Annotated in this window: 23 protein-coding genes and 1 pseudogene; 6 read left to right on the top strand and 18 right to left on the bottom strand. The window is 39.9% G+C overall.

All coding sequences use genetic code 11. The annotated features are described in order from the left end of the window. Window positions 1-251: pseudogene (locus F597_RS0118835) on the top strand (transposase); the annotation flags it as partial. A gap of 53 nt (window positions 252-304) precedes the next feature. Here F597_RS0118835 and F597_RS0118830 read toward each other — a convergent pair. Beyond that, window positions 305-559, bottom strand: a complete 255-nt coding sequence (locus F597_RS0118830; RefSeq protein ID WP_019541307.1) for a hypothetical protein — start codon at window positions 557-559, stop codon at window positions 305-307. A gap of 135 nt (window positions 560-694) precedes the next feature. Then, window positions 695-1348 (bottom strand): IS1634 family transposase, encoded by a 654-nt coding sequence (locus tag F597_RS22665; RefSeq protein WP_019541306.1) that lies wholly within the window; start codon window positions 1346-1348, stop codon window positions 695-697. Between the two features lie 285 nt (window positions 1349-1633). On the opposite strand from F597_RS22665, the gene F597_RS0118820 reads away from it, so the two are divergent. The 5 genes from F597_RS0118820 to F597_RS0118795 all read left to right on the top strand — a co-directional run bounded on the left by F597_RS0118820 (window position 1634) and on the right by F597_RS0118795 (window position 7908). Further along, window positions 1634-2749, top strand: a complete 1116-nt coding sequence (locus F597_RS0118820) for an RNA-guided endonuclease InsQ/TnpB family protein (protein ID WP_019541305.1) — start codon at window positions 1634-1636, stop codon at window positions 2747-2749. A gap of 57 nt (window positions 2750-2806) precedes the next feature. Then, a complete protein-coding gene (locus F597_RS0118815; protein ID WP_019541304.1) occupies window positions 2807-4135 on the top strand; it encodes a GDSL-type esterase/lipase family protein in 1329 nt (442 codons plus the stop codon). Beyond that, the gene (locus F597_RS0118810) at window positions 4068-5561 is read left to right on the top strand and encodes a right-handed parallel beta-helix repeat-containing protein (protein ID WP_157279247.1); all 1494 of its coding nucleotides are present in this window, start codon (window positions 4068-4070) and stop codon (window positions 5559-5561) included. Before F597_RS0118815 ends, F597_RS0118810 begins: the two co-directional genes overlap by 68 nt. 378 nt (window positions 5562-5939) lie before the next feature. Then, on the top strand, window positions 5940-6212 hold the full coding sequence (locus tag F597_RS21280; RefSeq protein ID WP_019541302.1) for a DUF5053 domain-containing protein: 273 nt from the start codon (window positions 5940-5942) through the stop codon (window positions 6210-6212). 478 nt (window positions 6213-6690) lie between these two features. After that, window positions 6691-7908, top strand: coding sequence for a uracil-xanthine permease family protein (locus F597_RS0118795; protein WP_019541300.1), 1218 nt, complete (start codon window positions 6691-6693; stop codon window positions 7906-7908). 82 nt (window positions 7909-7990) lie between these two features. On the opposite strand, the gene F597_RS0118790 is transcribed toward F597_RS0118795, so the two are convergent. The 16 genes from F597_RS0118790 to F597_RS0118715 form a co-directional block, all read right to left on the bottom strand. Next, window positions 7991-8743 carry a WecB/TagA/CpsF family glycosyltransferase gene (locus F597_RS0118790; RefSeq protein WP_019541299.1) on the bottom strand — a complete coding sequence of 251 codons (753 nt, stop codon included), beginning with the start codon at window positions 8741-8743 and terminating at the stop codon, window positions 7991-7993. Beyond that, window positions 8740-9084, bottom strand: a complete 345-nt coding sequence (locus F597_RS0118785; RefSeq protein ID WP_019541298.1) for a cupin domain-containing protein — start codon at window positions 9082-9084, stop codon at window positions 8740-8742. The genes F597_RS0118790 and F597_RS0118785 overlap by 4 nt, the downstream gene beginning before the upstream one ends. Continuing rightward, the gene (locus F597_RS0118780; protein WP_019541297.1) at window positions 9074-10081 is read right to left on the bottom strand and encodes an NAD-dependent epimerase/dehydratase family protein; all 1008 of its coding nucleotides are present in this window, start codon (window positions 10079-10081) and stop codon (window positions 9074-9076) included. The genes F597_RS0118785 and F597_RS0118780 overlap by 11 nt, the downstream gene beginning before the upstream one ends. 155 nt (window positions 10082-10236) lie before the next feature. After that, entirely contained in the window at window positions 10237-11538 is a 1302-nt protein-coding gene (locus tag F597_RS0118775) for a nucleotide sugar dehydrogenase (RefSeq protein ID WP_026327660.1), read from the bottom strand. An 11-nt stretch (window positions 11539-11549) separates the two neighbouring features. Continuing rightward, window positions 11550-12515 (bottom strand): SDR family oxidoreductase, encoded by a 966-nt coding sequence (locus F597_RS0118770; RefSeq protein WP_019541295.1) that lies wholly within the window; start codon window positions 12513-12515, stop codon window positions 11550-11552. 47 nt (window positions 12516-12562) lie between these two features. After that, a complete protein-coding gene (locus tag F597_RS21275; protein ID WP_157279245.1) occupies window positions 12563-13318 on the bottom strand; it encodes a glycosyltransferase in 756 nt (251 codons plus the stop codon). A 467-nt stretch (window positions 13319-13785) separates the two neighbouring features. Then, on the bottom strand, window positions 13786-14259 hold the full coding sequence (locus F597_RS0118760; protein ID WP_019541293.1) for a GNAT family N-acetyltransferase: 474 nt from the start codon (window positions 14257-14259) through the stop codon (window positions 13786-13788). 30 nt (window positions 14260-14289) lie between these two features. Beyond that, window positions 14290-15555 carry a DUF418 domain-containing protein gene (locus F597_RS0118755; protein WP_019541292.1) on the bottom strand — a complete coding sequence of 422 codons (1266 nt, stop codon included), beginning with the start codon at window positions 15553-15555 and terminating at the stop codon, window positions 14290-14292. A 76-nt stretch (window positions 15556-15631) separates the two neighbouring features. Further along, on the bottom strand, window positions 15632-16717 hold the full coding sequence (locus tag F597_RS0118750) for a GDP-L-fucose synthase family protein (protein WP_019541291.1): 1086 nt from the start codon (window positions 16715-16717) through the stop codon (window positions 15632-15634). Beyond that, window positions 16710-17795: a GDP-mannose 4,6-dehydratase gene (gene gmd / locus F597_RS0118745; protein WP_019541290.1), complete on the bottom strand. Its 1086-nt coding sequence runs from the start codon at window positions 17793-17795 to the stop codon at window positions 16710-16712. Before gmd ends, F597_RS0118750 begins: the two co-directional genes overlap by 8 nt. Window positions 17796-17828: 33 nt before the next feature. Next, the gene (locus tag F597_RS0118740; RefSeq protein WP_026327659.1) at window positions 17829-19217 is read right to left on the bottom strand and encodes an exopolysaccharide biosynthesis polyprenyl glycosylphosphotransferase; all 1389 of its coding nucleotides are present in this window, start codon (window positions 19215-19217) and stop codon (window positions 17829-17831) included. Between the two features lie 53 nt (window positions 19218-19270). Then, window positions 19271-20194 carry a hypothetical protein gene (locus tag F597_RS0118735; protein ID WP_019541288.1) on the bottom strand — a complete coding sequence of 308 codons (924 nt, stop codon included), beginning with the start codon at window positions 20192-20194 and terminating at the stop codon, window positions 19271-19273. Between the two features lie 127 nt (window positions 20195-20321). Then, a complete protein-coding gene (locus tag F597_RS0118730) occupies window positions 20322-21185 on the bottom strand; it encodes a glycosyltransferase family 2 protein (protein ID WP_026327658.1) in 864 nt (287 codons plus the stop codon). Next, window positions 21133-22491: a hypothetical protein gene (locus tag F597_RS0118725; protein ID WP_019541286.1), complete on the bottom strand. Its 1359-nt coding sequence runs from the start codon at window positions 22489-22491 to the stop codon at window positions 21133-21135. The genes F597_RS0118730 and F597_RS0118725 overlap by 53 nt, the downstream gene beginning before the upstream one ends. 126 nt (window positions 22492-22617) lie before the next feature. Then, window positions 22618-23535: a glycosyltransferase gene (locus F597_RS0118720; protein ID WP_157279243.1), complete on the bottom strand. Its 918-nt coding sequence runs from the start codon at window positions 23533-23535 to the stop codon at window positions 22618-22620. 6 nt (window positions 23536-23541) lie between these two features. Further along, window positions 23542-25032, bottom strand: coding sequence for an O-antigen translocase (locus F597_RS0118715; protein WP_019541284.1), 1491 nt, complete (start codon window positions 25030-25032; stop codon window positions 23542-23544). Between the last annotated feature and the right edge of the window lie 11 nt (window positions 25033-25043).

The following is a 25043-nucleotide window of genomic DNA, read 5'->3' as shown; positions in this document are numbered from 1 at the left end:
TGATGCAATCGCAGGCAAGGGACGTAGCAAAGCTATCGTTCAACTTTAATGCGTCTCTTACCTCAATAAACCTGGCAAAGGTGCTGGCAAAGGAGAAAGGCATCCCCTTTTCGATGGCATCATGTAAAACAATGATACACAATGCCTACCTGCTTGAGCGATTTATTTGCGTGTCCGGCATTAAACCGAACAGAAGATTAAATGATAAACTTGTTAAAGAACTCGTGGAGTTTGCAGCCATTGCTGCATGACTCATATAGTAAATTTTTAACGGACTATTGTGGTACACAAAGAGGGTTAATAATTATTTTTCATCTTTTTTCCTGGTGGATGATATTATTTTCTCATCGTTTGTTTTGTGATGATCTGGGTATCCGTCCTGAAGCCGGCCGATCCATGCAGATGGTCCGTGAGTGTGCTCCTTGTGTATGTCGGCACGAATCCCTCCCCCCCCCGGTACGCTGCAGAAGTCAATCCCGGTCAGTGTGGAGATGATCTCCCCGACGGAGAACTTGTGGCCTGCCCGGTTGACCTTGTTTTCCAGGATCCTGATTATCAATAGCGAAAGGAAGCAGGTGTGGAAGTGTGCCCTTATCCTGTCATCCCTTTGCAGGAACTTTGGGAGGAGAAGGTGACGATAAGTTTCTGCTCCAGACCGTTCTCGTTTATCCAGCGGGATTTATAGAATGTCGCATTATATTATGTGCTCGTCTTTTTCATTCAGTTGGCTGATGTCAAATAGTCGGCCGGATCTTTTCATGTGCCATCCCTGCGGCTCAAGGGACCACTTCTGCAGGTGCCCCTTCAACTTCTTTAGTGACTGGATCGTGATGAAGGCTCTTTGTCCCACATCATTGGCCTTCCTGTTATCGTATGACGAGAGGCCGGCATCTGTGCAGACGACCAGTTTGGAGATCTTGAAGTTGTCGTTGAGCTTCTGTTCGAGCGGACGCATCGTAAGCTGCTCCGGGGTGTTTCCCGGATTAATATCGGAGGTAAGCGGCATGCCGTCCATATCCATGAAGAACCCTATCTGCACGAGAGGGTTCGGACGGTGCTCCTTTGACACGCCGTGCTGCCCGCTCTCGAAGTAATAATTCGTGCAGTCGTAATAGGTCTTGCGGGTGATTATCTTCTTGCTGTTTCTGTAGACTTGGGACTGTATGAAGTCGCTCTCCCTGGAAAGGACGGACAAGGCGCGGTATATCTCGTGCAAATCGCTCCCGGGCTGCTCGATGGTGCCAAACTTCCTTACAACCTTTGAGGTGCTTGCACCCTTGTCATCCCTATATCCCTTTACAGCATAGAGATAGGTGAACCTTCCACTTTTCTTTATTGACAGCTTCATAATACGATAAATCTAATATCACCTAATATCTACCACATAGATACAAACAATATTTGACAAAAAAAGAGGTTGTAGGCCTCTCTAATTGATAAAATCATTTTTTATGTGTCAAACTCCCGAAAAGAAGATAAAAGAGAGTTGATACGAATCATAATTATGATCATATTTTTATTCATACTTTGTGCTCTTGGTCTGAAACCACCGCCTTCAGGCGGCGACTTCCAGTGTTACTAATTTTATTGTTATTATTTTGCGTATTTCAGACATTTGAATTATTTTTGTTTTATGAGATTGACTCTGAAAATAAAACTTTTACCTACCGATGAACAGGCTGATCTACTCCTTTCGACGATGAAAAAGGCGAACGCTGTTTGCAATGCTATTTCTGAAATAGCGGGGGAGAATAAAGTTTTTAACCAGTTCAAAATTCATGCACTTTGTTACCACGGATTCAAATCCTCTTTTAATCTTTCCGCCCAAATGCTCGTACGTTGTAAAAGCAAGGTTGCGGGTGCTTATAAGCTGGACAGGGAAACCAAACGTTCTTTCCGTCCTCTCGGCGCTGTCACCTATGATAGCTGCATCCTCTCTTATAAGGATATGTCTGTTTCTATCTGGGCTATCGGCGGAAGATTGAAAATCCCTTTTGTTTACCACAATCCCAAATATTTACCTTATATCAAAATATCAAAAGTGGAAGCGGATTTGGTTTACAAGAAAGGGACGTTTTATCTTTTCCAAACCATTGACATTCTCGATGAAGAAATGGAAGACATAGAAGAATTTATTGGCGTTGACTTTGGTCTTACCGATATTGTTGTTGCCTCCAACGGCGGCAAACAATCCGCCGATTGGATTAACTCCTACCGTGAACAAAGGCAAAAGGTTCGCAAGTCCATCCAAAGCAAAGGCACAAAAGGCAAAATGCACTCTTACAAAAGAGGCTATGCAAAGCTTTTGAAACGGCTCAAAGGCAAGGAGCGGACTACGGCGACAATCATTAACCACACTATCGCAAAGAATATTGTGCTTGCGGCTAAAGCCGAACACAAAAGGATTGCCATTGAGGATTTGACTGACATCCGTTTTACATCCAAACGCCGTAACAAGACGTTTGCGACTAAACTCGGGCGTTCGTCTTTCGGACAACTCCGTTCTTTCCTTAAATATAAATCCAAATTGCATGGGGTTAATCTTATTGTCGTTGAACCTCGATACACTTCCCAGACATGCTCCTGCTGCCATCATGTCGGCATACGCAAGAACAAGTCTTTTAAGCGTCCAAATTGTGGAAACGATATGGATGCGGATATTAACGCCGCAATCAATATAGCTACGCTCAGGTCTGCTATAAATCAGACTGAAAAATCGGGTATGTATTGCTCATTGCATACCGCTTAGGTTTAAAACGACTGGCTTTAGCCGTGTAGTAATTTATATTCTTTATAACCGGATAATATGTTACAATTTAATTTACATAACGACTTTAAATTCACCGTTCAGCCGAAACTGAATGATGTGCCGATAGACCTTTCCGAACTGGAAAATGACGGCATATTAAATCCTTGGCAGGGGAAAAGTGTGCTTACTTATGGTGATAGTATTTCGGCAATTAATAATGGAACAAGATATCCGCCATACCCCATGGATGATACTTGGAATACAAGTTGGGCGGGTATAATAGCAAATGTCCTTGGCTTTAATAGGGTGTATGGAAGGGGGGTTGGTGGTTCTTCCACATTTTGGAACCTTGGAGATCTTTGGTATTGGTATGCTAATTCGGAAGGAGAGTATGTAGGGGATGACGACGATCCACAACCCCCTAATACAACTGCACACCCTCAATTTGCATGCAGTTGGAGCAGGATAACAAAAATGATTCCTGCTAATTATGAGGGTCTTATATTAGCCATGACCGGACTTAATGATTGGGGGGCAAATGCTCCATTGGGAGATGATAAACCAATGTGGGTTAACGGCAATAATATGGATACTGACTGGGCTACAAGCCCTCAATATCTTGGAGGGGATTTCAATATAACTACTTTTAGTGGAGCTATGGCAAGTATGATGATGAAGATTCAAATTCATGCCCCAAATGCCACATTTGTGAATATGACGCCTATCAGCGGGAGGCAAAATGATTCTGGCAGTCCATATGACCAGATGCAAAATAGTAGCCAATTGCTTATCCTGGATTATGCCCAAAGAGTTAAGGATGTTTCTCAATTCATGAGTATTCCTGTTATTGATGTATTCGGCACGTGGGGTGTGAATCAGATCAACAGAGCTCATTTCATGGCAGATGTGATACATCCCTATACCTTGAATGGGAAGAAGGCTTTGGCAAGAGCTGTCATATCTGGATTAACGGGTATATATCCAAGTTTTGGTTACGATATAATCCCTCCTAATCCTACCGTCGGACAAGGTTATTGGATTAATTATAATACAGAAGTTCAAACTAATTTTGATGGTACATCTGAGTGGATTTCAGGGACAACTTTCAATCAACCAAGTTGGCGAACACAAGCTAAAGAAGTGTTCATTCCTGAAGGCATTGTTGAAACAGGGCCAGGTGTTTTTTCGGGGGGCACTTATTTGGAAAAGGTAACTTTGCCGTCAACCATTACAACCATGTCAATGAATCAATTCTCTGATTGTCTTGCCTTATTAGATTTGACTGTGTTGGCTACAACTCCACCCATAGTAGGAAGTTTTGGCATTAATAATAGGTGGGCCAAATACAAGAATTTATGTACCAGCAGGTTCTGTTGCTGCATATAAGACTGCTCAAGGTTGGTCAACTTTTTCTGCAATTATTTTTGCTATTCCTGATCCAGAACCTGAAGAATACGGTTATTGGATTCACAAAGATACTAATGTAAAAACAGAATTTGGAAGTGACGATCCTTCGATAACAGGTTCTACATTTAGTTCTCCATCATGGAAAAACAATGCCTCAGAAATTAGATTGCCTGACGTAATAACTCATATTAATAATGACGCTTTAAGTAATTCATTGGATTTAGTTACATTGATACTTCCAAAATCTGTTACTTTCGTTGGAACAAATGTTTTATCTAACACACCCTCATTTAAAAATCTTTACGTGTATCCAGAAATACCTCCATCATTGACATCGTTAGGTGTTGATGTAGGTAGTTTTGAGACTCAAATTAAAGTAGAAGGAAATAGTTTTGACGAATACAGATTGGCAAATGGATGGTCGCAGTATTATGACAAATTGTTTGTTTTAAACGATCTTACTTCTGGAAGTAGAATTCATAATGGCTACACGTCTCAACCCACACCTTTGCTTTATGATGGTCAAACCAATATTATAATTGAAAATCTTATTTTCGATGGTGTATTTGATCCAAATAGGGATTTTGGGTCTTGTTTACAAATAAGAAATTATTCGAACGTAATTATTAGAAATTGCAGATTTATAAATTTGGATAATGCCAATGCAATAACTATTAGTGGATCCTCTAATAATATTACAGTCTACAATTGCGATTTCATAAATATTTGGAAGGGTGTGATTGTTGATAATTGTACAGGGGGGATAAGAGTTTTTTCAAATGATTTTTATAATATAAAGGGGCATTTATTAACTCCAGATCAAAGTTATACTCCTGATTTTCAATGTCAAGCTATTCAATTTAGACATTGTACAGGATCTAATATGAGATTTCAGGACAATGCTATTGAAAACATAGTTGGTGAAAGCGCACCTGAAGATTTGGTCAATGCTTACAATTGTAATTTTGATTTAAATAATCCACTTATTATTAAAAATAATTTGGTTAGAGGTGGAGGTCCAAGTATGTCTTCAGGAGGATTTTTACTTGGCGATTCAGGAGGGTCAAATGGAATAATAGAAGATAATATATTAGTTAATCCTGGACACTATGGTATTGGTTTGGTTGGTGGTGCGAATCAGGTTTTAAGAAGAAATTTGGTGTATGGAGCTGTGATGCCTTGGTCTAATGTAGGGATTCAAGTTGTAGATTACCATCCTGACACACCTCCTAATGGTAATTATACTGTAGAATACAACAGGGTCAATTGGAGGAATAGCAATAATCAACAAAATGATTATTGGGTTCATGTTGATTCAAGATGGCCTGTGGGATGGGACACTAATGTTTGGAATGATTCAACTGTGACACCTAATATTTTACCCGAACAATTAATAGGAATATGATTAATAATATTGTGATACAGTAAAATACATTATCTTTGAAACAAAAAAGATGAAACCGACTAACGTGTTACTCATTCTTTTCGCTTGTGCGTTGTCCTTTTCTTAGGCAGGGTAACTATCGAAACGAAGGAGATTGTCCGTTACGTGAAGGGAAAAACAGTCTACGGGAGTGTAGCGCCTGACTTTCTAACCATCAAGCATAAATCTAAAGACAGGGATTAATTTTATGCCTTACATTTTCTGTAAATCTGACACAGTGAAGATAAACGAAATTGAATACATACATACTATCCCGGACACGGCAAAGATTGTCGAGGACTTTCTAATTAAAAGGGAATATGAGTTTACTGTATTTGATAACGAGATAAGTATAAGAATATGTCGCCTGAAGAGATTGAGGCATCCATACAGGATGTAGGCATCCGGGTCAATAAACTAAAAAACCTTGTCGGATTGGATGAGATCACTAAAATTGTCTCGATTACTTATATCGCTGAAACATATTTCAAGAAATCAAGGTCATGGTTGGGCCATCGGATCAATGGCAAACCGGCAGGGTTTTCACTATCTGAATTGAAGACACTAAAAAACGCTTTGGAAAATATATCGAATAAAAAACGGGAAGCATCTGCAAAGATTGCACTTGTTTAACTTAACACTTCACAAGCCCGCGCCCTCGGAATTGATTCCGGGGGTTCTTTTACTGTCATTTCCGATAATATGCTTTTTAAGCACAATATAATGTCGGCAATAACGGTATTTTCTTACCAATTTCTAACGTCCTTGTTTGTCCGGCAGCCGAGCGAACGCAAATACCTCATCGTCATCAAATCTTTATGCCTATCAGGGGAGGAGGAACGAAACTGCCGCGCGTCATGCCCTTGTGCAACACTGTGGCTATCCACTGGGCATCCTTGATGTCGCTTTTACGGCCAGGCATCTGTTTTACCAAGTACGGATTGTCAAAAAGTAATATGAATGACATGTACGAGTAAATTTTTGACAACTAACGGAATCAGGTCAATTATTCAATAAAAACCAGTTTTCCGGCAATATTGAAGTCTAATTTCTTTAAATATTTGCTAAAACCTTTTATCTTTGCACGCAAAATTAATTTTCGTCCGATTCAATGGAGAACAATAAGCAACTCAGCCCCACCTATAAGACCATTGTGGGGGTTCAATTCCTTTTTGTGGCATTTGGCGCCACGGTACTGGTTCCGTTACTAGTAGGACTCGATCCTTCCACAGCACTGTTTACCGCAGGCGTAGGGACACTGATCTTTCATTTGGTTACGAAAGGGATGGTCCCTATTTTTTTGGGTAGCAGTTTTGCTTTTATTGCACCCATTATAAAAGCTACGGAATTATATGGCCTGGCAGGTACGCTTTCCGGGTTAGTGGCGGTAGGGCTTGTCTATTTCCTGATGAGCGCACTTGTCAAATGGCAGGGAGTAAGAGTGATCGAACGTCTTTTCCCGCCGGTAGTTATTGGACCGGTGATCATGCTGATCGGCCTTTCTTTGGCTGGTGTGGGGGTAGATATGGCGAAGGAGGACTGGTTGCTGGCTATTATCGCCTTAGTGACAGCCATCATAGTAAGCATGTTTGCCAAAGGTTTATTGCAACTGATCCCTATCTTCAGCGGAATTATCGTCGGTTATATTGCTGCCATGCTGCTGGGAAGGGTTGATTTTTCAGGTATTGCTGCAGCACCATGGATCGGGTTGCCCCAGTTTGTCAAACCGGAATTCTCCTGGGGAGCCATCCTCTTTATGATCCCGGTAGCCATTGCGCCGGTGATTGAACATGTGGGTGATATGTATGCCGTAAGCCAGGTCGCCGGAAAAAATTTCGTAAAAAAACCGGGGTTGCATCGCTCCATGTTTGGTGATGGTATCGCCTGTTGTGTATCAGGATTTATTGGGGGACCTCCCGTAACCACCTACTCAGAAGTGACCGGAGCCATGATCCTTACCAAAGTGACCGATCCGGCAGTGATCCGTATCGCAGCGGTTACCGGGATTGTTTTCTCACTGGTGGCTAAAGTAAGCGCATTTTTAAAATCAATACCGGGTTCCGTACTCGGCGGTATTATGCTGTTACTCTTCGGCATGATTGCAGCCACGGGTGTGAATAACATGATCCGGAATAAAACCGACATGAGCAACACCCGTAACCTGATCATCGTATCGCTCACCCTGACTACAGGTATCGGAGGCGCTGTGTTACAGGTAGGAAATATCAGCATGACAGGGATCGGCCTGTCAGCACTAATAGGAGTGATTCTAAACCTGATCCTGCCAAGGACGAAAGAGAAAAACGAAAATAGTGAGATTGATGATTAATTGGAGTCAAATTGTAATACAGAAAGTTATTCCATTTCTCAGGGTATATAAAAGCGGGAAGTGAAGTTTTTCACTCCCATTTTTATTTTTGTATCCTTCGTTTTTCTTCGATGACTAATCTGGGTAAATTTTTTATAAAATTCCAATAACGAGGAATATTCTTTTTTGGTTGCTCAAATGCACGATGTAACCATTCTAATCTTAACTTCAGCATCCAAGCAGGTGCACGTTTTACTTCTCCCACACCTGCATTAAAATTAAATATTGCTCCGAAACCAAACATAACTCCCCGGTTCAAATAAGGCTGGAGTTTATTCATAAACATTTCCTGTTTAGGGGCACCTAATGAAACCCAGATTATATCAGGGTTATCCTCGTTAATCATTTGTGCAATTCCTGCGTAATCAAAATCTTCCACTCTTTTAAAAGGAAGTGCTTCAAACCTCATATCCTGTATTTTAGGGTCAATCTTACTTAGATTGTTTCTAAGACCTACAAGTACTTCAGGTGTATTCCCTAAAAAGAACTGATGATATTTTCTTAATTTGATATATTTTATAAAGATATCAGCACCGATATAAGAATCAAGCTTTTTTTTATGGATAGATCCTAAAATTTTTGCTAACATCGAGCCGTCGCAGTTGTTAACTAGCGCACCATTCAACACTTCCAGAAATTCCGGATTTGTATTTGCAACAGTAAGATTATTACTTTCGACGGAGCAGACATACCCCGCTTTCCCCGTTTGAATAGCATCATCAATAATGTTGTCCAATCTGTCTTTATCAAACTCTAATCTGACGTTAAAGTATTTATGTTCTTCGTTCTCATTCATAAATCAACTCCTATTGTTATAAATTCGAGATCACTGGATGCCGATAAATCGTGGTAGCATCCGGCAGGCACTAAGATAAATTTACCAGGGATAAAATCGTAGGTTTCATTATCCAATTGCATACTGCCCTTACCCGATAAAACGATATAATGCTCATCCATTGTCAAATGAACATGTTTTTTGACCCTTTCTCCGGCAAAAAGTCTCGTTATCGCAATTTGTGTAATAGAAGAGTGCGTTTCTGTATTAGACAAAAGCACTCTCTTTTCCCCTGTCTTATGAGATGTCTGTATCGATTCCAGTAAATTGTAATCTCTGTAAACAATACGACTATTTTTCATTTTCTATTTGAGATTTTATCCAATTGTACTGTGACTTCAATCCTTCTTCCAAATTAACTTTTGGCTCCCATCCCAGAATTTCTTTAGCCTTTGAGTAATCGGCGCTTCGTGCTTTATCACCTTCCGGCTTGGTAGTATCATAAAATATATCAATATCTTTACCTGATATCTTTACTACGGTTTCCGCAATTTCTCGGATGGAAGTACAAACTGAAGGTCCTATCTGCATCCAACCATGCCCCCAACCTCTGTCCAAAGCTAGACACAAGGCATTTATCACATCATCCACATGAATGAATGCACGTCCCTGTTCTCCACTTCCCCACACATTAAATGGTTCGTCAGGATAGTTGATGGCTTTTCTGATTAAAGCAGGAATTACCTGGCTTCTTGCGCCATAATCGCAAGGAGAACCATATACATTGTGAAACATCAGGGTACAGCAGGGGATACCTGTTTCCTGTTCCAAAAAACCGATCTCCAATTGCCCCATCAACTTACTCCAACCATAAGCTGATTCCGGTAAGGCCGGAAACAACTCGTCGTCCTGGAGCGGAATAACATCCAATGAATTTTGCCGTGTTAATGGAAAGCTGCATGCTGTTCCCACATAAATCAATCCCTTGATTTTATCTTTTCCGGCTTTACGAACTGCATTGAATATATTTGTATTGATAAGATTATTTTGGCGGAACAAATCACCCTGATTGCCAAACACATAGTCTATCCCAGCAACAATATCAGCCAAATGAACAACATATTCAAATTTCCCGGAGGAAATCAATTCATCCACATTGCCTTGTACAGATAAATCAATATTAAAAAAATGAGTATTCAAATCAATAACCGCATGCCCGGTGACTTCATCATTCAGATACTCCAGTTTACCCCGCCACAGGTTATCAATCACATAGATTTCATTACCCTCTTCTACCAATCTTTTCACTAAGTTGGAGCCAATCATACCAGCTCCGCCTGTAATTAGTATTTTCTTCATTATATTTTATTCTTTAAAAAATTCAATAATTAGTTGTGCCTTAAAAAGCCCAATTTTGTTTAGTTTAAAAATCACACCAGGCCGATTTTGGGCAAGATGTGCTTTCAGGAACAAAAACTATTAGGTAGCATTACATTTCTCTTATCACTCCCCGACTATAACCTGCTGTCAGCCTTTTCTTTTAAAATTCCTTTTACATCATACACAATACCTTTTTCACTTAAAAGAGAATTAATTTCCAAATTAAGGAAATCATTATGTGATACTGCCAGTACAATGGCATCATATTTATTATTAGCCCTAGCCGGTAGTTCTTTTTCTGATCTGATGTTGTATTCCTGGGCCACTTCTACAGGATTGACCCATGGATCATGAACAGTAACCTCGGTACCATACCCTTCTAAACTACGAACGACATCTACTACTTTGGTATTGCGCATATCCGGACAGTTTTCCTTAAAAGTAATCCCCAATACAAGGATATTGGCACCCTTAATACTGATTCCTTTTTGTATCATACACTTCACCACCTGCGAAGCTACATACTCACCCATCGTATCGTTCATCCGACGTCCGGCCAGAATGATCTCCGGATGATAACCATACTCCTGTGCTTTCTGTGCCAGATAATAGGGATCCACACCGATACAGTGTCCACCTACCAATCCGGGTTTAAATGGCAGGAAATTCCATTTTGTACTGGCAGCTTCCAACACATCATGGGTATCGATATCCATTCGGTTGAATATCTTTGCCAACTCGTTCACAAAAGCGATATTGATATCGCGTTGCGAGTTTTCAATTACTTTAGCAGCTTCGGCCACTTTGATGGTAGGGGCCAAATGGGTGCCGGCAGTAATTACGGATCGGTAAAGATCGTCTACTATTTTCCCAATTTCAGGAGTAGAACCGGAAGTCACCTTTTTAATTTTTTCGACCGTGTGTTCTTTGTCACCCGGATTAATACGTTCCGGAGAATAGCCTCCGAAGAAATCTTCGTTGAATACCAAGCCGGAAGTTCTTTCCACTACAGGAATACAATCTTCTTCGGTAGCACCTGGATAAACGGTCGATTCATAAATCACGATATCACCTTTACCGATTACCTTTCCCACTGTTTCACTGGCCCTTATCAACGGAGTTAAGTCGGGACGATTATTCCTGTCTACAGGAGTGGGAACAGTAACAATATAGATATTGGCATCCTTGATATCGTTGAGTTCAAAGGAGCAATAAAGGCCGTTATGATGACCATTGAAAGGGTTCTTTTTCACCAATGCCGTTTGGAGGATTTCATCTTCCACCTCCAATGTTTGATCATATCCTGTCATCAGTTCATTCACCCTTGAACGGTTTATATCAAATCCTACTACAGGATATTTAGTAGCAAACAAACGGGCTAAGGGTAATCCTACATATCCTAGGCCGATTACGGCAATTTTCACTTCTTTATTCATTTCATTTATAGTTACAGGTTTTTCCAATACCATTGTACGGCCTGTTTCAATCCATCGCGTACATTGTATTTGGGGTTATATGCTAATAATTGTTTTGCTTTATCGATATTGGCCAAAGAATGTGGAATATCTCCGGCACGGTTAGCACCGTAAATGGTTTTGATTTTCAGGATATCGGGATCTAATTCACCCAGATATTCTTTTAAATAAGCCACCAGTTGGTTGAGTGTGGTTCTTTCGCCATAAGCAGTGTTATAGACCTGATTGACCGCTTGCGGGTTGGTTGTCTCTATCGCACGCAGGTTCATCCGGATTACATTGTCGATATATGTAAAATCACGACTATACTCTCCATCACCATTAATAACCGGAGATTCATGATTCATCAGTTTCTTTACAAAAAGAGGTATTACGGCAGCGTAAGCGCCATTGGGGTCTTGCCGTCGTCCGAACACATTAAAATAGCGTAATCCGATACATTCCATACCGTAAGTCTTGGCAAAGATATCAGCATAGAGCTCATTCACATACTTGGTGATCGCATAAGGCGAGAGCGGTTTACCTATCACCTCTTCCACTTTGGGGAGTGATGGACTATCACCGTAAGTAGAAGAGCTTGCAGCATAAATAAAACGTTTTACTTTCGCATCACGGGAAGCAACCAATATATTTAAGAAACCACTTACATTCACCTCATTGGTAGTAATTGGGTCTTTAATAGAACGGGGAACAGAACCCAAGGCAGCTTCATGCAATACATAATCCGCTCCATCAACTGCTTTACGGCAGTCATCCATATTGCGAATATCCCCTTCAATCAAAGTGAAATGGGAATTATCCAGGTAGGGGAGAATATTCTCCCGTTTTCCTGTAGAAAAGTTATCGAGACATATTACCCTGTTTCCCAAGAAGAGTAATTCTTCTACTAAGTTTGATCCAATAAAACCGGCACCTCCGGTTACTACAATCGTATTCATAAATTTATTATCAGTAATACTCACTATATTATACTTACACGTAACTTTTACATTTCAGGTTTTTTCCCGGAAAACAGTTGTTCAAACACAGTTATCTGATAATAAGGATTATAATATTTATCAACAATTTCGTAAGATCTTTCTCTCACCAAATCCCGATCTGTATTTTTCACCCAGTTTTCTATCTTAATCCTCAGATCATCCACATTGTTCTCTTTAAAGAAGAAACCATTGTATCCATTTTCGATGGCTGCGGCTTCGGGACCTTGATTACGCATATTATCATGTGTGCATGCAGGAGTTCCAAAACTCAATGAATGAATTGCTGTTAAACCAATGTTTCCCGGTGACACACACAAGTCGGACAATGACAAATATTTACCAATAACCTCCTCATCGTAACAAGGTCCGGTAAAGTGTAGCCATTTGTTTTCCAATCCAATCTTACCCATGTCTTCCAACTTATCCCTTTCGGTACCCCCACCCATTACCACAAGATTAACCTTGGGGGATTTTTCGTTTATTGCATTGACAGCTTGCAAAAGCATATCCAATTTTTTTTCTTTTGTTAACCTACCAATAAAGATGAGCACAGGTAAAGATGGATCCTTAAAAAAAGAAAAGACCTTTTCCTTATCCAATCCTTGTAATTTTTGATTCAACAATTTATGGGCATCGTAGTCCAGAGAATTAAAAACGACATACAAATTATCCGGCTTAAAACCATGTTCAATAAGAATTTCTTTTCCTCTCCTTTCATACATCAGAAATTTATTGGGAAGATGAAAAAATATTTTTTTCATCCATAGTTTCAGACCTTTCTCTTTCCCATACAAGCCATGCGCCCAAAAAACCACCTGGATACCACGGAGCCGACATATCGCAGCAGCTATCCAAGAGGAAGGACGGGACATTTCAGATGTAAAAAAGGCATAATCGAATTTAGGTCCACAGCATTCACGTATAACTCCTGATTGCCAGATTATCCTCTTATCTTTCCACCAATAATTCTTTACTTTGTGCATTCGATCTTTATTCGAAGAAAAACTTCCTTTTTCTATATCGATTCCTTCAATTCCTGTCTTGGAATCTCCGTAAAAAAAATTCACATCCCAGTCGGGGTGATTGAGTATAGCACTCCATATCGGCCCTCTGTAATGAGGTGCTAGATCCGTGAAAAATTTTATTTTTATCATAAAAGGTTTTTAGTAATTTCTTTTTATTTTAGTGATCGCTCAATTAATTATTCTAATTGTCATTTTATATCTCTTTATAGAAAGCGTCGCATGATTATCAAATCACTATCCGATTCATTCTTTTCTATTTCAAAACCGAATCTTTTACCTATCTTATAAGAAAAATGATTTGATTTAATAAACTTGATATAGAGAGATTGTAAATTTATTGATATGGCATAATCAATCAGATGTTGAAACATTTCTATGCCAATTGCTTTTCCCCAATACTTCTTTTCTCCAATATAACCCCATACCTCACCATCTGTATCGGTGATATGCTTAACTCCTAATACCGCAATCGGCTCTTCATCACGCCATACAGAACGGATATAATAATCCTCCCTGCCCTTGAGGCCCTCAAACCATTTTTCCTTCGATTCGCGGTCTGATTCGGGAGTAAGAGTAAGTGCCCTGATTTCCGGATCACTCAACCATTCCAAAGACTTTTCAAAAGTCCTACGATCAAATTCTCTGATATCTACATCAATAATTCTTCTATATTCCATAATTATATTTTTTTTAATTGCAAATATGAATTAACGCTGTTGCTCTCTTTTAAATAGCTGCCATTTCAGATAGGTCCCGGAACGCCAAAGCCATTCAAGGGGACCATACAGAAACCGCTTGACCCAGTGCCGGCTAATGATAACCTGCAATGTATAGATTGCCAATCCCAGGACGAAAAGCACTGCCGCCCCCATATTACCGAATACCGATCCAAAACCCCAGGCTGAAAAAAGAATTGCACCTGTTATATTTTGCATTTCATAATTGGTAAGCCCCATACGGCCATATGGAGTAAGCAGATTCAAATATCTTCTCATAGTGGCTACCTGATAAAGAGTTATAAATCCCATCGCCAATGTTCCTGACAGGGTGACTGTGCTGATCGCACTCAAAGCCGAAATTAGAAGTGCGTTAAGAGGGATTTCTCCTCCCTCAACTCCTGATCTTAACAAATTGGATGGCACATCCGGCATCAATTTGATTGTCATTAAAATGACAAAACTCCCCAGCAGAAACAGAAAAAATAACCAGACATTTTTTTTCTTTCGGATATGCACATATTCAAAAAAACGAAGCCGTCCTACAATAAATCCCATGATAAATAATGCCAGAATCATATATCCGGTATTACTATATATAAATTGAAATTTCAGTTTCTCCAGTGTCTTACTGGTCAGGTTTTCCTTAGCAGATTGAAAGAATGTGCTACTTTCAGGAGAGCTATTCCCGACCGGTCGTTCCACTATATCCGGAAGAACTACTCCTGCTGGCTGTTCAATGACAACATTATCAAATCGTATATTATCAAAACCAATAATGAACCAATTCGGAACTCCTATTAGCAGCAAGCATACAAGAAGCATCAGGACCCAATTTTTCAAAGGAAACAGGAATACCAGTACTACACCGAAAACCGCATAAAGAGTAAGTATATCAACGTAGGCAAAACAGGTTCCGATCAAACCAATTAAAAAGAGTAATACCATTCGCCATAAAAAACGTCTACGAAAATCAATACCTTTCTTCGATGCCCTATCCATTTGAATATAAAAACTGAGGCCAAAGAGAAAAGAGAAAATACTTATAAATTTACCCCGGATCATTGTATTGGTGAACCATTGAACGATACCGTCCCACCTGGTGGAAAAAGCGCTATCCGACATATGGGCGGTAGTATAACCGAAATGATCCAGCATGTGCATTAGAATCACTCCTAATAATGCAAAACCTCTTAGAGCATCGATTACGGTCATTCTTTGCGAAGGAGCCGGGGCAATTTTATTTTCTCTTTTCATACATATAAATTTATTGTTGTTTTAGGCTGTTTTCCCATTGTACGTTTCACGTACTATTAATAGGATTACAGTGATTCTATGCATTTTCCTCCTGATCTGAAAGATACCATTGATACATCTGTTGGATTCCCTCTTCCAGTTCCACCTTATACTTCCAACCCAATGATTCCAGTTTGGAAACATCAGTCAATTTTCTCATTGTTCCGTCGGGCTTAAAAGGATTGAACTTAATTTTTCCGGCATACCCCACAATATCGGCAGTCAGGAAAGCCAGTTCTTTTATACTGATCTCTTTACCGGTTCCTATATTGATATGGCAATTACGGATATCTTCTTTATCTCCTTTCAGGTCGCTGAAGTTCACATTCTCCATGATAAAGACACACGCATCAGCCAGATCTTCACTCCAGAGAAATTCTCTCATAGGTTTACCCGTACCCCATAGCTCCAGATGGTTTGAAAATATCCCGATCTTATTGAGCATAAAGACGAAATCATCCATGGTACTTTGTCCGTCAATCCCGTCGAGGGATCTTCGCCTAAGGTCTTTCTGTATGCCGCTCCAGTTATTCTCTTTCATACATTTGGCCAGATGCATTTTTCGTATTAATGCCGGTAGTACATGGCTTTTTTCCAGATCAAAATTGTCATTAGGACCATATAAATTGGTGGGCATTACGGCAATATAATTAGTACCATACTGGATATTAAAGCTTTCACACATTTTAAGACCGGCAATTTTAGCAATCGCATAAGGCTCATTGGTATATTCAAGCGGTGAAGTGAGCAGATCCTCCTCACTTATTGGCTGTGGCGCTTCTTTTGGATAGATACAACTGCTTCCCAGAAACAACAATTTCCGCACCCTGTGCCGGTAGCTCTCCCCTATCACATTGTTCTGTATCTGTAGATTGCGATAGATAAAATCAGCGCGGTAAGTATTGTTGGCAATGATCCCTCCCACATAAGCTGCTGCCAGAATCACATAATCCGGTTTCTCTTCGTCGAAAAATCTTTTGACAGCAATACCATCCATTAAGTCTAACTCGCTATGAGAACGACCGACAAGATTGGTGTACCCTTTCGATAGCAGATTCTTCCAGATAGCAGATCCTACCAAACCATTGTGTCCGGCGATGTATATTTTGCTATTTTCATTCATTGTCGATCGCATCTTTTGCTTTTAATTTTTTCACAAATCTCATATCATGTCTGACCATCAATTTGACAAGTTCTTCAAATGATGTTTTTCGAGGATTCCATCCTAATAAAGTTTTCGCTTTCGTAGGATCGCCTAAGAGTTGTTCCACTTCGGCAGGACGGAAATATTTGGGATCTACCTCTACCAATATCCTACCTGTAGCTGTATCTATTCCTTTTTCATCTATACCTTCCCCCTCCCAACGGAGATTGACGCCGACTTCAGCAAAGGCGTGAGTACAAAATTCACGTACAGTGTGCATTTCTCCGGTAGCAATTACAAAATCTTCGGGTTTGTCGTGCTGGAGCATCAGCCACATACATTCTACATAGTCTTTGGCATAACCCCAATCTCTTAATGCATTCAGGTTACCGAGATAGAGTTTGTCCTGTTCTCCCTGTGCAATACGGGCCACGGCAATCGTTATTTTTCTGGTTACAAACGTTTCCCCCCGCCGCTCACTTTCGTGGTTGAAGAGGATACCGTTCACAGCAAACATATTGTAAGATTCCCTGTAATTTTTCGTAATCCAAAAACCATACAACTTTGCCACACCATACGGGCTACGGGGATAAAAAGGAGTCGTCTCTTTCTGAGGTATTTCCTGTACCAATCCGTAGAGTTCCGATGTCGAGGCCTGATATATTTTTGTTTTTTGTTCCAGACCAAGAATGCGAACTGCTTCCAAAAGACGGAGCGTACCCACAGCATCTGTCTCCGCCGTATATTCAGGTACATCGAAACTTACTTTTACGTGGCTTTGTGCTGCCAGATTGTAAATTTCATCCGGTTTTGTCGTTTGGATGATACGGATCAATGAACTGGAATCAGTCATATCTGCATAATGAAGATTGACAAGCCTATCCCGATGCATATCTCTTACCCATTCGTCGAAATATAGATGCTCAATACGTGCCGTATTAAATGATGAAGAACGGCGTAATATCCCGTGCACTTCATATCCTTTTTCTATTAATAATTCGGCCAGAAAAGATCCGTCCTGTCCTGTAATACCTGTTATCAGCGCTACTTTTGTCATATTATTTTCAATTTATAAATTAGTTTGCAGTATTTATCCGGCATTTTTATAAGCATCATTACCGAAAAGTGTCATAAAAATTATCTTGATATCCCAAAAGAAATTCCATTTCTCCAGATATTCCATATCATATTCCACCCTTTTCTCCATTTTCCAGAGTTCGTCCGTCAATCCTCTGAATCCGTTCACCTGCGCCCAACCGGTAATACCTGGCTTGACAAAATGCCGGACTTTATAATGCCGGATCAGTTCGGAATATTGTTGGGTATGTTTCAACATATGTGGACGGGGCCCTACTACCGACATATTACCGAGAAATACGTTAATGAATTGCGGTAATTCGTCGATATTGGTTTTTCTCATAAAGTGACCTATTGACGTGATGCGGGAATCATTCACTTGTGCCTGTTTGCTATCAGATTCATTATTCACGGTCATCGTCCTGAATTTATAACACCAAAAAGTTTTATTATTGATCCCAGTTCTTTGTTGTTTGAAAAACACCGGGCCTTTTGAATTTAATTTTATCAACAGAGCCATAACAGGAAACAACCAGCTGATTATAAGTAAGATAATGGCGCCGGAGAAGAGAATGTCAAAGATCCGCTTTTCAATACGTAATGTAAGACTGTCTAATGGAATTTCCTGTGGATTGAACATTTCGAAATAACGAGCCGATTCCTTTGTTTTGCCCATGCGATTATTGTTATTCCAATATCCTTTTGTAAGTACATACCTTACCCGCATCCCCGTTTCATTACATTTGGAGAGTAACACTCTGGTGTTTTCTTTTGTAAAATAGGATGGATCAGTTACAAAAAGCATATTCAATTTGTATTTTTCGGACAGAGAGGGTAGATCGTCCAAATTACCCAATGTAGCAAAATCGGATTGTAGTCCTTTACTTGAAAGATATCCTGCCAGTTTAAACCCCAAAGAGGGATTGTCGTTGAGTAACTTACCCAATACCAGGTCCGAGTTTCCTAACCCCAGAATAGCTACCCTATGATGTGCATATCCGTTTTTATATCTGTACTGCTGCACTTTGTAGATAAGATAAAAAACAACTACCTTGAACACAAAGAAAAATCCTGTATATTCCACCAGAAATCCCTTTTGGTATCCCTTAGGGAGAAATAATTCCGCCAGCAGGAAGAGGCAGGCAAGAAGGATGATGAACCGTATACTAAAGGATTTCACCCTTTCAGTATAACTATCCGTAAAAAAGTAATTTCTATTCGAATAGATAATGTAGGCCAACAATTCGGAAATATTGGCATGCAGGATATAAAGGTTTCTTCCCGGAAGATCAATATAATTATACATCGGACTATTGTAGAATACCATATAAACCGATATATTTAAAAGTAATAAATCGAAGAGAAGATGGAGGAATCTTACTCCAGAATGATCTGTCTTCATAAGCTGTGATTAAAAATATTAAACATACTGTAAATTAGACAAGTATCTTCCTGTCAAAGAGACCAGGAAAAAGTGTACCGCAATGATGTGAGACAATTATGAAGCTCTTTAAAGCGAATTAAACCTATATTCGGCTCCCCTTCAAAACTGGAAGTTCCCAGATCTATATAATCAAATCCCATATCTTTGTAATGATAGAAACAATGTTTGTACATAAGATTCATAATGCCTAGATTTCTTTTCTCCATATCATCTCCCATAAAAATTCCCTGTACTATCTTTTCATGTCCACGATAAAAAACTCCGGCTCCCAGCGTATTGGTTTCACTATCCTTCACACAGAAAAAGTCAACAGGTACAATACGATTCATATCAAGCAAGTCATCCAAAGCCATATGTATTTTACGACCCTGTTCCTCACGGTTTTGGAGAATCACTTTGTAACCTTCTTCTATCGACTCCCTGTCAGTTACCATCGACCAGGAGAGGCCATGTTTCACTGCCTTGCGACAATTCTGTTCCACCACATACTTGGCCCATTTGCCATCAAAATTTTTCAGATCTACCCAATTACAAATATCCGGTGTAGCCATGGTAAATCCAACCCTGATAAATGCATTAACCAGTTTCGCATTCATATTGGCTTGATACAGGTCTGGGGGTAATGTAACAGATACCTTTTTCAATCCTTCCTTCCTGACATACTCTTTCAGATCTGTAAGAAAATTGGATATGGTATAATAGAATTGATGTTCATGTGAATAATGAAATCCACCACAAGGGGCTGAAAAAGGAGATTTAAGGACACCATCCTTTATACCCGCGATCAATCCCATGGAAGAATCGTCATCTTTCATCAACCTAACCACTCTGTCGCATTTGTTCTCTACCATACCGATAAACGCTTCTGAAATAAACATATGCGGATCGCTACTGAAACGTCTTCTGTATTCTTCTTTTGATACTTCTACAAGCATTTTTTCTATTTATTAATAACTTCATGTAATATATTTCGTACTTTTCGTTCGAAAATTGGAAATGTAAACTCATTCTCATATTTTCTCCCATCCGTTTACGCAAATCCGAATCAAACATTCTTGCGTACTATTTCTTGTAACGATCCCAGATAAAAGGAAAAAACACTTTCATCCACATCAGGAAGAATGAGTAAGGGAGATACATTGGAAAATGCTTTCTGATATAATACATATACTCATTATAAGCCAGTCCTTTGGGGCTTTTTGTCCAGGCAATCCTTTGTTTCAAGGGAATGTCGTTACTTTTCCATTTTTTTCCATGATCATAATTACAAACACCACAAACATTGGGAGCAAGCCATACCGGTATTTGCTTTTTAACCGCTTGCAGGGAATAGTCATAGTCAGCAATCCCATGGGTATACTTTTCTGAGAATATACCGATTTTATCCACTACATCTCCACTGATCCATAGCACGTTCGCGTTGGTGAGATCACATCTTTGAGGCTGACTTATCGGCTCCAGTCTTTGCCAAGTCATTATAAAATGGTTTTTTTTAATAATCGATGCTCCGTAACTTACCTTGCCTGTATCATCCACGGTAGCGCCGGAATAGATTCCCTTCTTTCCAGTCTGTGCAAGCGAATAGGCTTCGGTTTCCAGCAAGTACATAAAAAAATCGGGATCTAATACTACGTCGTCATTGATAAGTAAATAAGCATCGTATGACTTTTCGCTCATGGCTGTCTTCCACGCCAGGCGCATTCCACCTGCCCAGAAGAGGTTTCCATCTCCTTTCAAGACTTTCACCTGTGGAAAAAGTTCAATTACAGCCTCTCCTGTTCCGTCGGCAGAGCCGTCGTCCATCAAAAATATGTCGAGTTCATATTCCGTTGGGATCGTTGCCTTAAAGAAAGAGGAAAGACAAGCGATCGTCTTAGTTTTCCGGTTGTGGCACGTTAGCAAGACTGCTATATTCTGTTTTTGCATATTTGTTCTTTTTAAATAGATATTGTTGAAGACGTACGTAGCGAACATCAAAAACGCCGCGCGCCCAAACCGTCACATCCTTCACAGACATGCTTCTGAATGATTCTGAAAAACAGAGCCCTATCACTACCATCAGCATAAAATAATTCAGTGTGAAGTTATTCATATCCTCTACCCACGAATAGAGCCAGCGGAATGCCACAAAGATTCCCAACATCTTTGCATAAATATTCCGGGATCGGTTGACAGCCAGATACGATGCCCTGAAAAAAATCATCGAGTATAGAATTACGCCTATTATACCTGTCCAGGTAAACACATTGGCCAGTCCGATTTCATTGCTTAAACGTTCGTATCTCCCTGTCAATTCTACTAATAGTAGTCCAAAAGTATAAGAATCGTTACCACGTGCCGGAGTACGGCCCAACAGCCAATAGTTATTATTGATCGCAGACTCCAGTACTTCCTCATATAGGAAAGTTCTTGTATCCTCCATGAGGTTTTGTTCTCCTCGTTCACCTGTATAATCCGTACCGGAGACTGTAATTTCATTTTTCATATACTCCTGGATATTGAGGATATTGAAAACACCGGTTACACCCAAGGTGAAGAACACCAGTGGAAATACAAAAAGAACAATACGGGCCCACTCCATTATTTTCACTGAAATAATATTCCTGAAATAGTAGAGTACCAAAAGGAAGAGCGGTACTCCAAATTTTATGACATTGCTTCGGGCACCAAAATCTGAGATGAGGACTATCAATGCAAATATCAACAAAATTATTTTTTGTCGTTTGGTAAACACCGGAAGAAACAAGAGCATGAAACTGATCGGGATCAGGTAAAAGCCATAGGCATCTGTGTTGATGATCACTGCTATCACAACAAATAAAGGCAAGGCATATTTTACAAAAAAAGAAAGTAGAGACTGTACAACCATTTTATTAGTCGACGAAAATATTATAATCGGTAATAGTAATGCCATAGCATTCTCAGTTAAACCCTTCCAGTCCCAATAAATTTCAGCGACAAACATTCCCCTTATGATACAAACGATATTCCATGCCAGATAGACCCAGACAATAAGCATATTGTCCTGGTTTCTTTTATCAAAGAAATAGCGACGTGAAAGAAAAAAGGCAAACAGGATCAAGAAGGAGATCCCCCACCAAACCGTTGTATTATCCAGAATCTGAGCCACAGGCATCCCCGGTTTGATATAAGGCACTACCGAATAGACCGCTAACAATACAATTGTAACGGGAAGGAAATGGCTGAGAATTTGTTTATTTACCCTACTCATTGATCTTATTTTTATAAAAATTATCTAAACTTATACAGCTTATTCGATGCAACTACATCTACTTCTATCAGTGTCGTTGTTTTAGGCCGATCATCATTTTACGATAATATCAGCCATTTTACAGCGTCAATAGCGCTTTATTCCGTTAGCTTTCATATACCAGTAATTAAGGCTCAACTTTTTCAAAAATCGTCTGCCGTTATAGCCATTTATCCCTTTATACCGGAACCTTAGCCAATTCTCATAATAGCCCGACAAGTCTAATGGATTGAAAACACTTAAGTGACGGCTCAGGTATTTTTTAAAAATCTTAAAACCCTCCTTTTTTCTGTATTCATCCAACTTCGGGCTTCTGGAGGTTGCATTACTGTGAACCCTATAGGCAACTGTAGGTTTCCTCATATAATGCAATCTGTACCCCTCTTCCAATGCTCTTATCACCATAACCATATCCTCATATATCCTGACTTCCTCATCCAAGAACATCCCTTTCCCAACCATTTCTCTCTTACAAAAGAAAGTGGGAGTATTCAAAAAGACCGGCCATCGCGAGTAGGTTTTCATCTGTCTTTCGGCAGTGGGCAAACCTGAAAAGTGAATCAGTCCTTCGTTAAGTACTTTGTCCCTTATCAATACACCGCTTTCATCAATTTCTCTGACATCCGAGGCTATAAAGGAAGCTTCGGGAAATTGCCGTGTATAGGCAAGATTATCGTCAATAGCGCTATCAATGAGGATATCGTCTCCGGAGATTACTTTGATCCAGTCACCAACCGATGCACGCACTCCTCTGTTACAGTTAGCCGAAATACCGGTATTATGGGGTACGGTAATTAATTTTGTCGTCGAAAAGCGATCCTTATTTTCCACTATCCAATCCGCACAAAGCTGAACAGTTTGATCATGGGATCCGTCATCACTCACTATCAACTCAAGATTTCCCCAGGTCTGTGCCTTTACGCTTTCGAGAGCTTCGATTATATATCTTGAGCTGTTGTATGTGATAACGATCACCGATACCAATGGATTGTCCATTACTTTCATAAGCATTTATTTTCTTTTAATTTTTCGTATAAAATTTTGAGCGAGTTCTTTTATCCCTATCCTTTTTTCCAGTTCCCTGAATGAATACCACGAGGAAACGGCAATTAGCAATATACCAATTAAATAATTATAAGGTTCTTCGATAAAGTTTACCATTACAAAAGTGATTAAAGCCAAAAGGAATTGTATTGTAAAAATCTTTTTAAAAGTAGAATGAAATGAGAAATTATATCTCATTTTCACAATGATAAATACCTGGATAAGATAAACAAGATAGGAGATCATAAATGCAAATCCCAACCCATCTAATCCTCCCCAGCGAAAACCAAGAATACCAAAAATCAGCATATACAAACTTCCACCCAATTCATTCCAGAAGTACAGTTTTCCTTCACCTTTCGCAAGAAACACAAAGGCGATAGCCCAGCTAACAGCTTTGAAAAAAATGCCCAGTGCCGCCCAGTAAATCATACCGGAGATGACCAAAAACTCCGAAGAATATAAGATCAAAACGGCTAAATTCACAAATACCAGAAAAACAATGAGAATAGGCGCCAAAAGAAGTAGCGCTACTTCGGATTGCTGGTTGATATTCTCCTTGCATAAACCGTTATCCGAAGCTACTCGTGATAAACCGGGAAAGTAATCAGTTCCCATCGCCGTGAAGATCATTCCCACATAGGTGTTAATCAAGGTAAAACCGGCAGTATAAAAACCGACATCATCCACACTACCGGTATGATTGATATAGATCCTGACCAAATAGCCCGTAATCAAGGCAACCAATCCGCTCAGACTGATTATAAAACCGGTTCCCATCATACTTTTCCCTTCAGCAATGGTTATCTCTCCGGAGACCGTTACTTTCTCCAGCTTGATCTTCCGGGCGAAATACCATGCGAAAAAGAATGTAACAAACGCTGTGATAATAATTACCGGTACAATCCCGTCCATTCCAAACAGATAGTACAATGGAACCGTAACAAACAATCCCACCAGACTTCCGTACAGATTGGCCTTTGCCAGATACTGTATTCGACGCAATGCTTGCAGCGTTACCAATTCCCCCGTAGTCAATTGATTCAGGAGCAATGTAACGGAGATCCAGATAAAAGGCAGCGTGTATTCCCTATTTCCGAAGGTGAACTCGCTCAACCAGGGTGAAAAGACCAATGTAACCAATGCACCGAGCAGTCCGGATATCCATACCATACGCCGTAAAACAGTAACAACCGTAGAAATACGTTTTTCATCACCGGTGGTAGTAGCTTCGGAAATATTTTTGACGGCGATCGTGCCAAGGCCAAAATTGGTCAGTCCGTTCACCAAACCCGTTGTAGCGGTAAGCAGTCCCACAACCCCCATACCGGCCGGCCCCAATAATACTGCTACAAACTTGGAACGTATTATCGAGATCAATATCTGGAAGACCTGTACCCCACCAAAAACTGAAGTAGCCTTCATGATCTGTCGGTATGAATCTTTCTTTTCTGTCATTTTCTTTTACA

The sequence above is a fragment of the Proteiniphilum acetatigenes DSM 18083 genome (genome assembly GCF_000380985.1).
GTDB lineage: Bacteria > Bacteroidota > Bacteroidia > Bacteroidales > Dysgonomonadaceae > Proteiniphilum > Proteiniphilum acetatigenes.
Note: the sequence above shows the minus strand (reverse complement) of the source record. Positions and strands in the feature narration are given on the sequence as shown.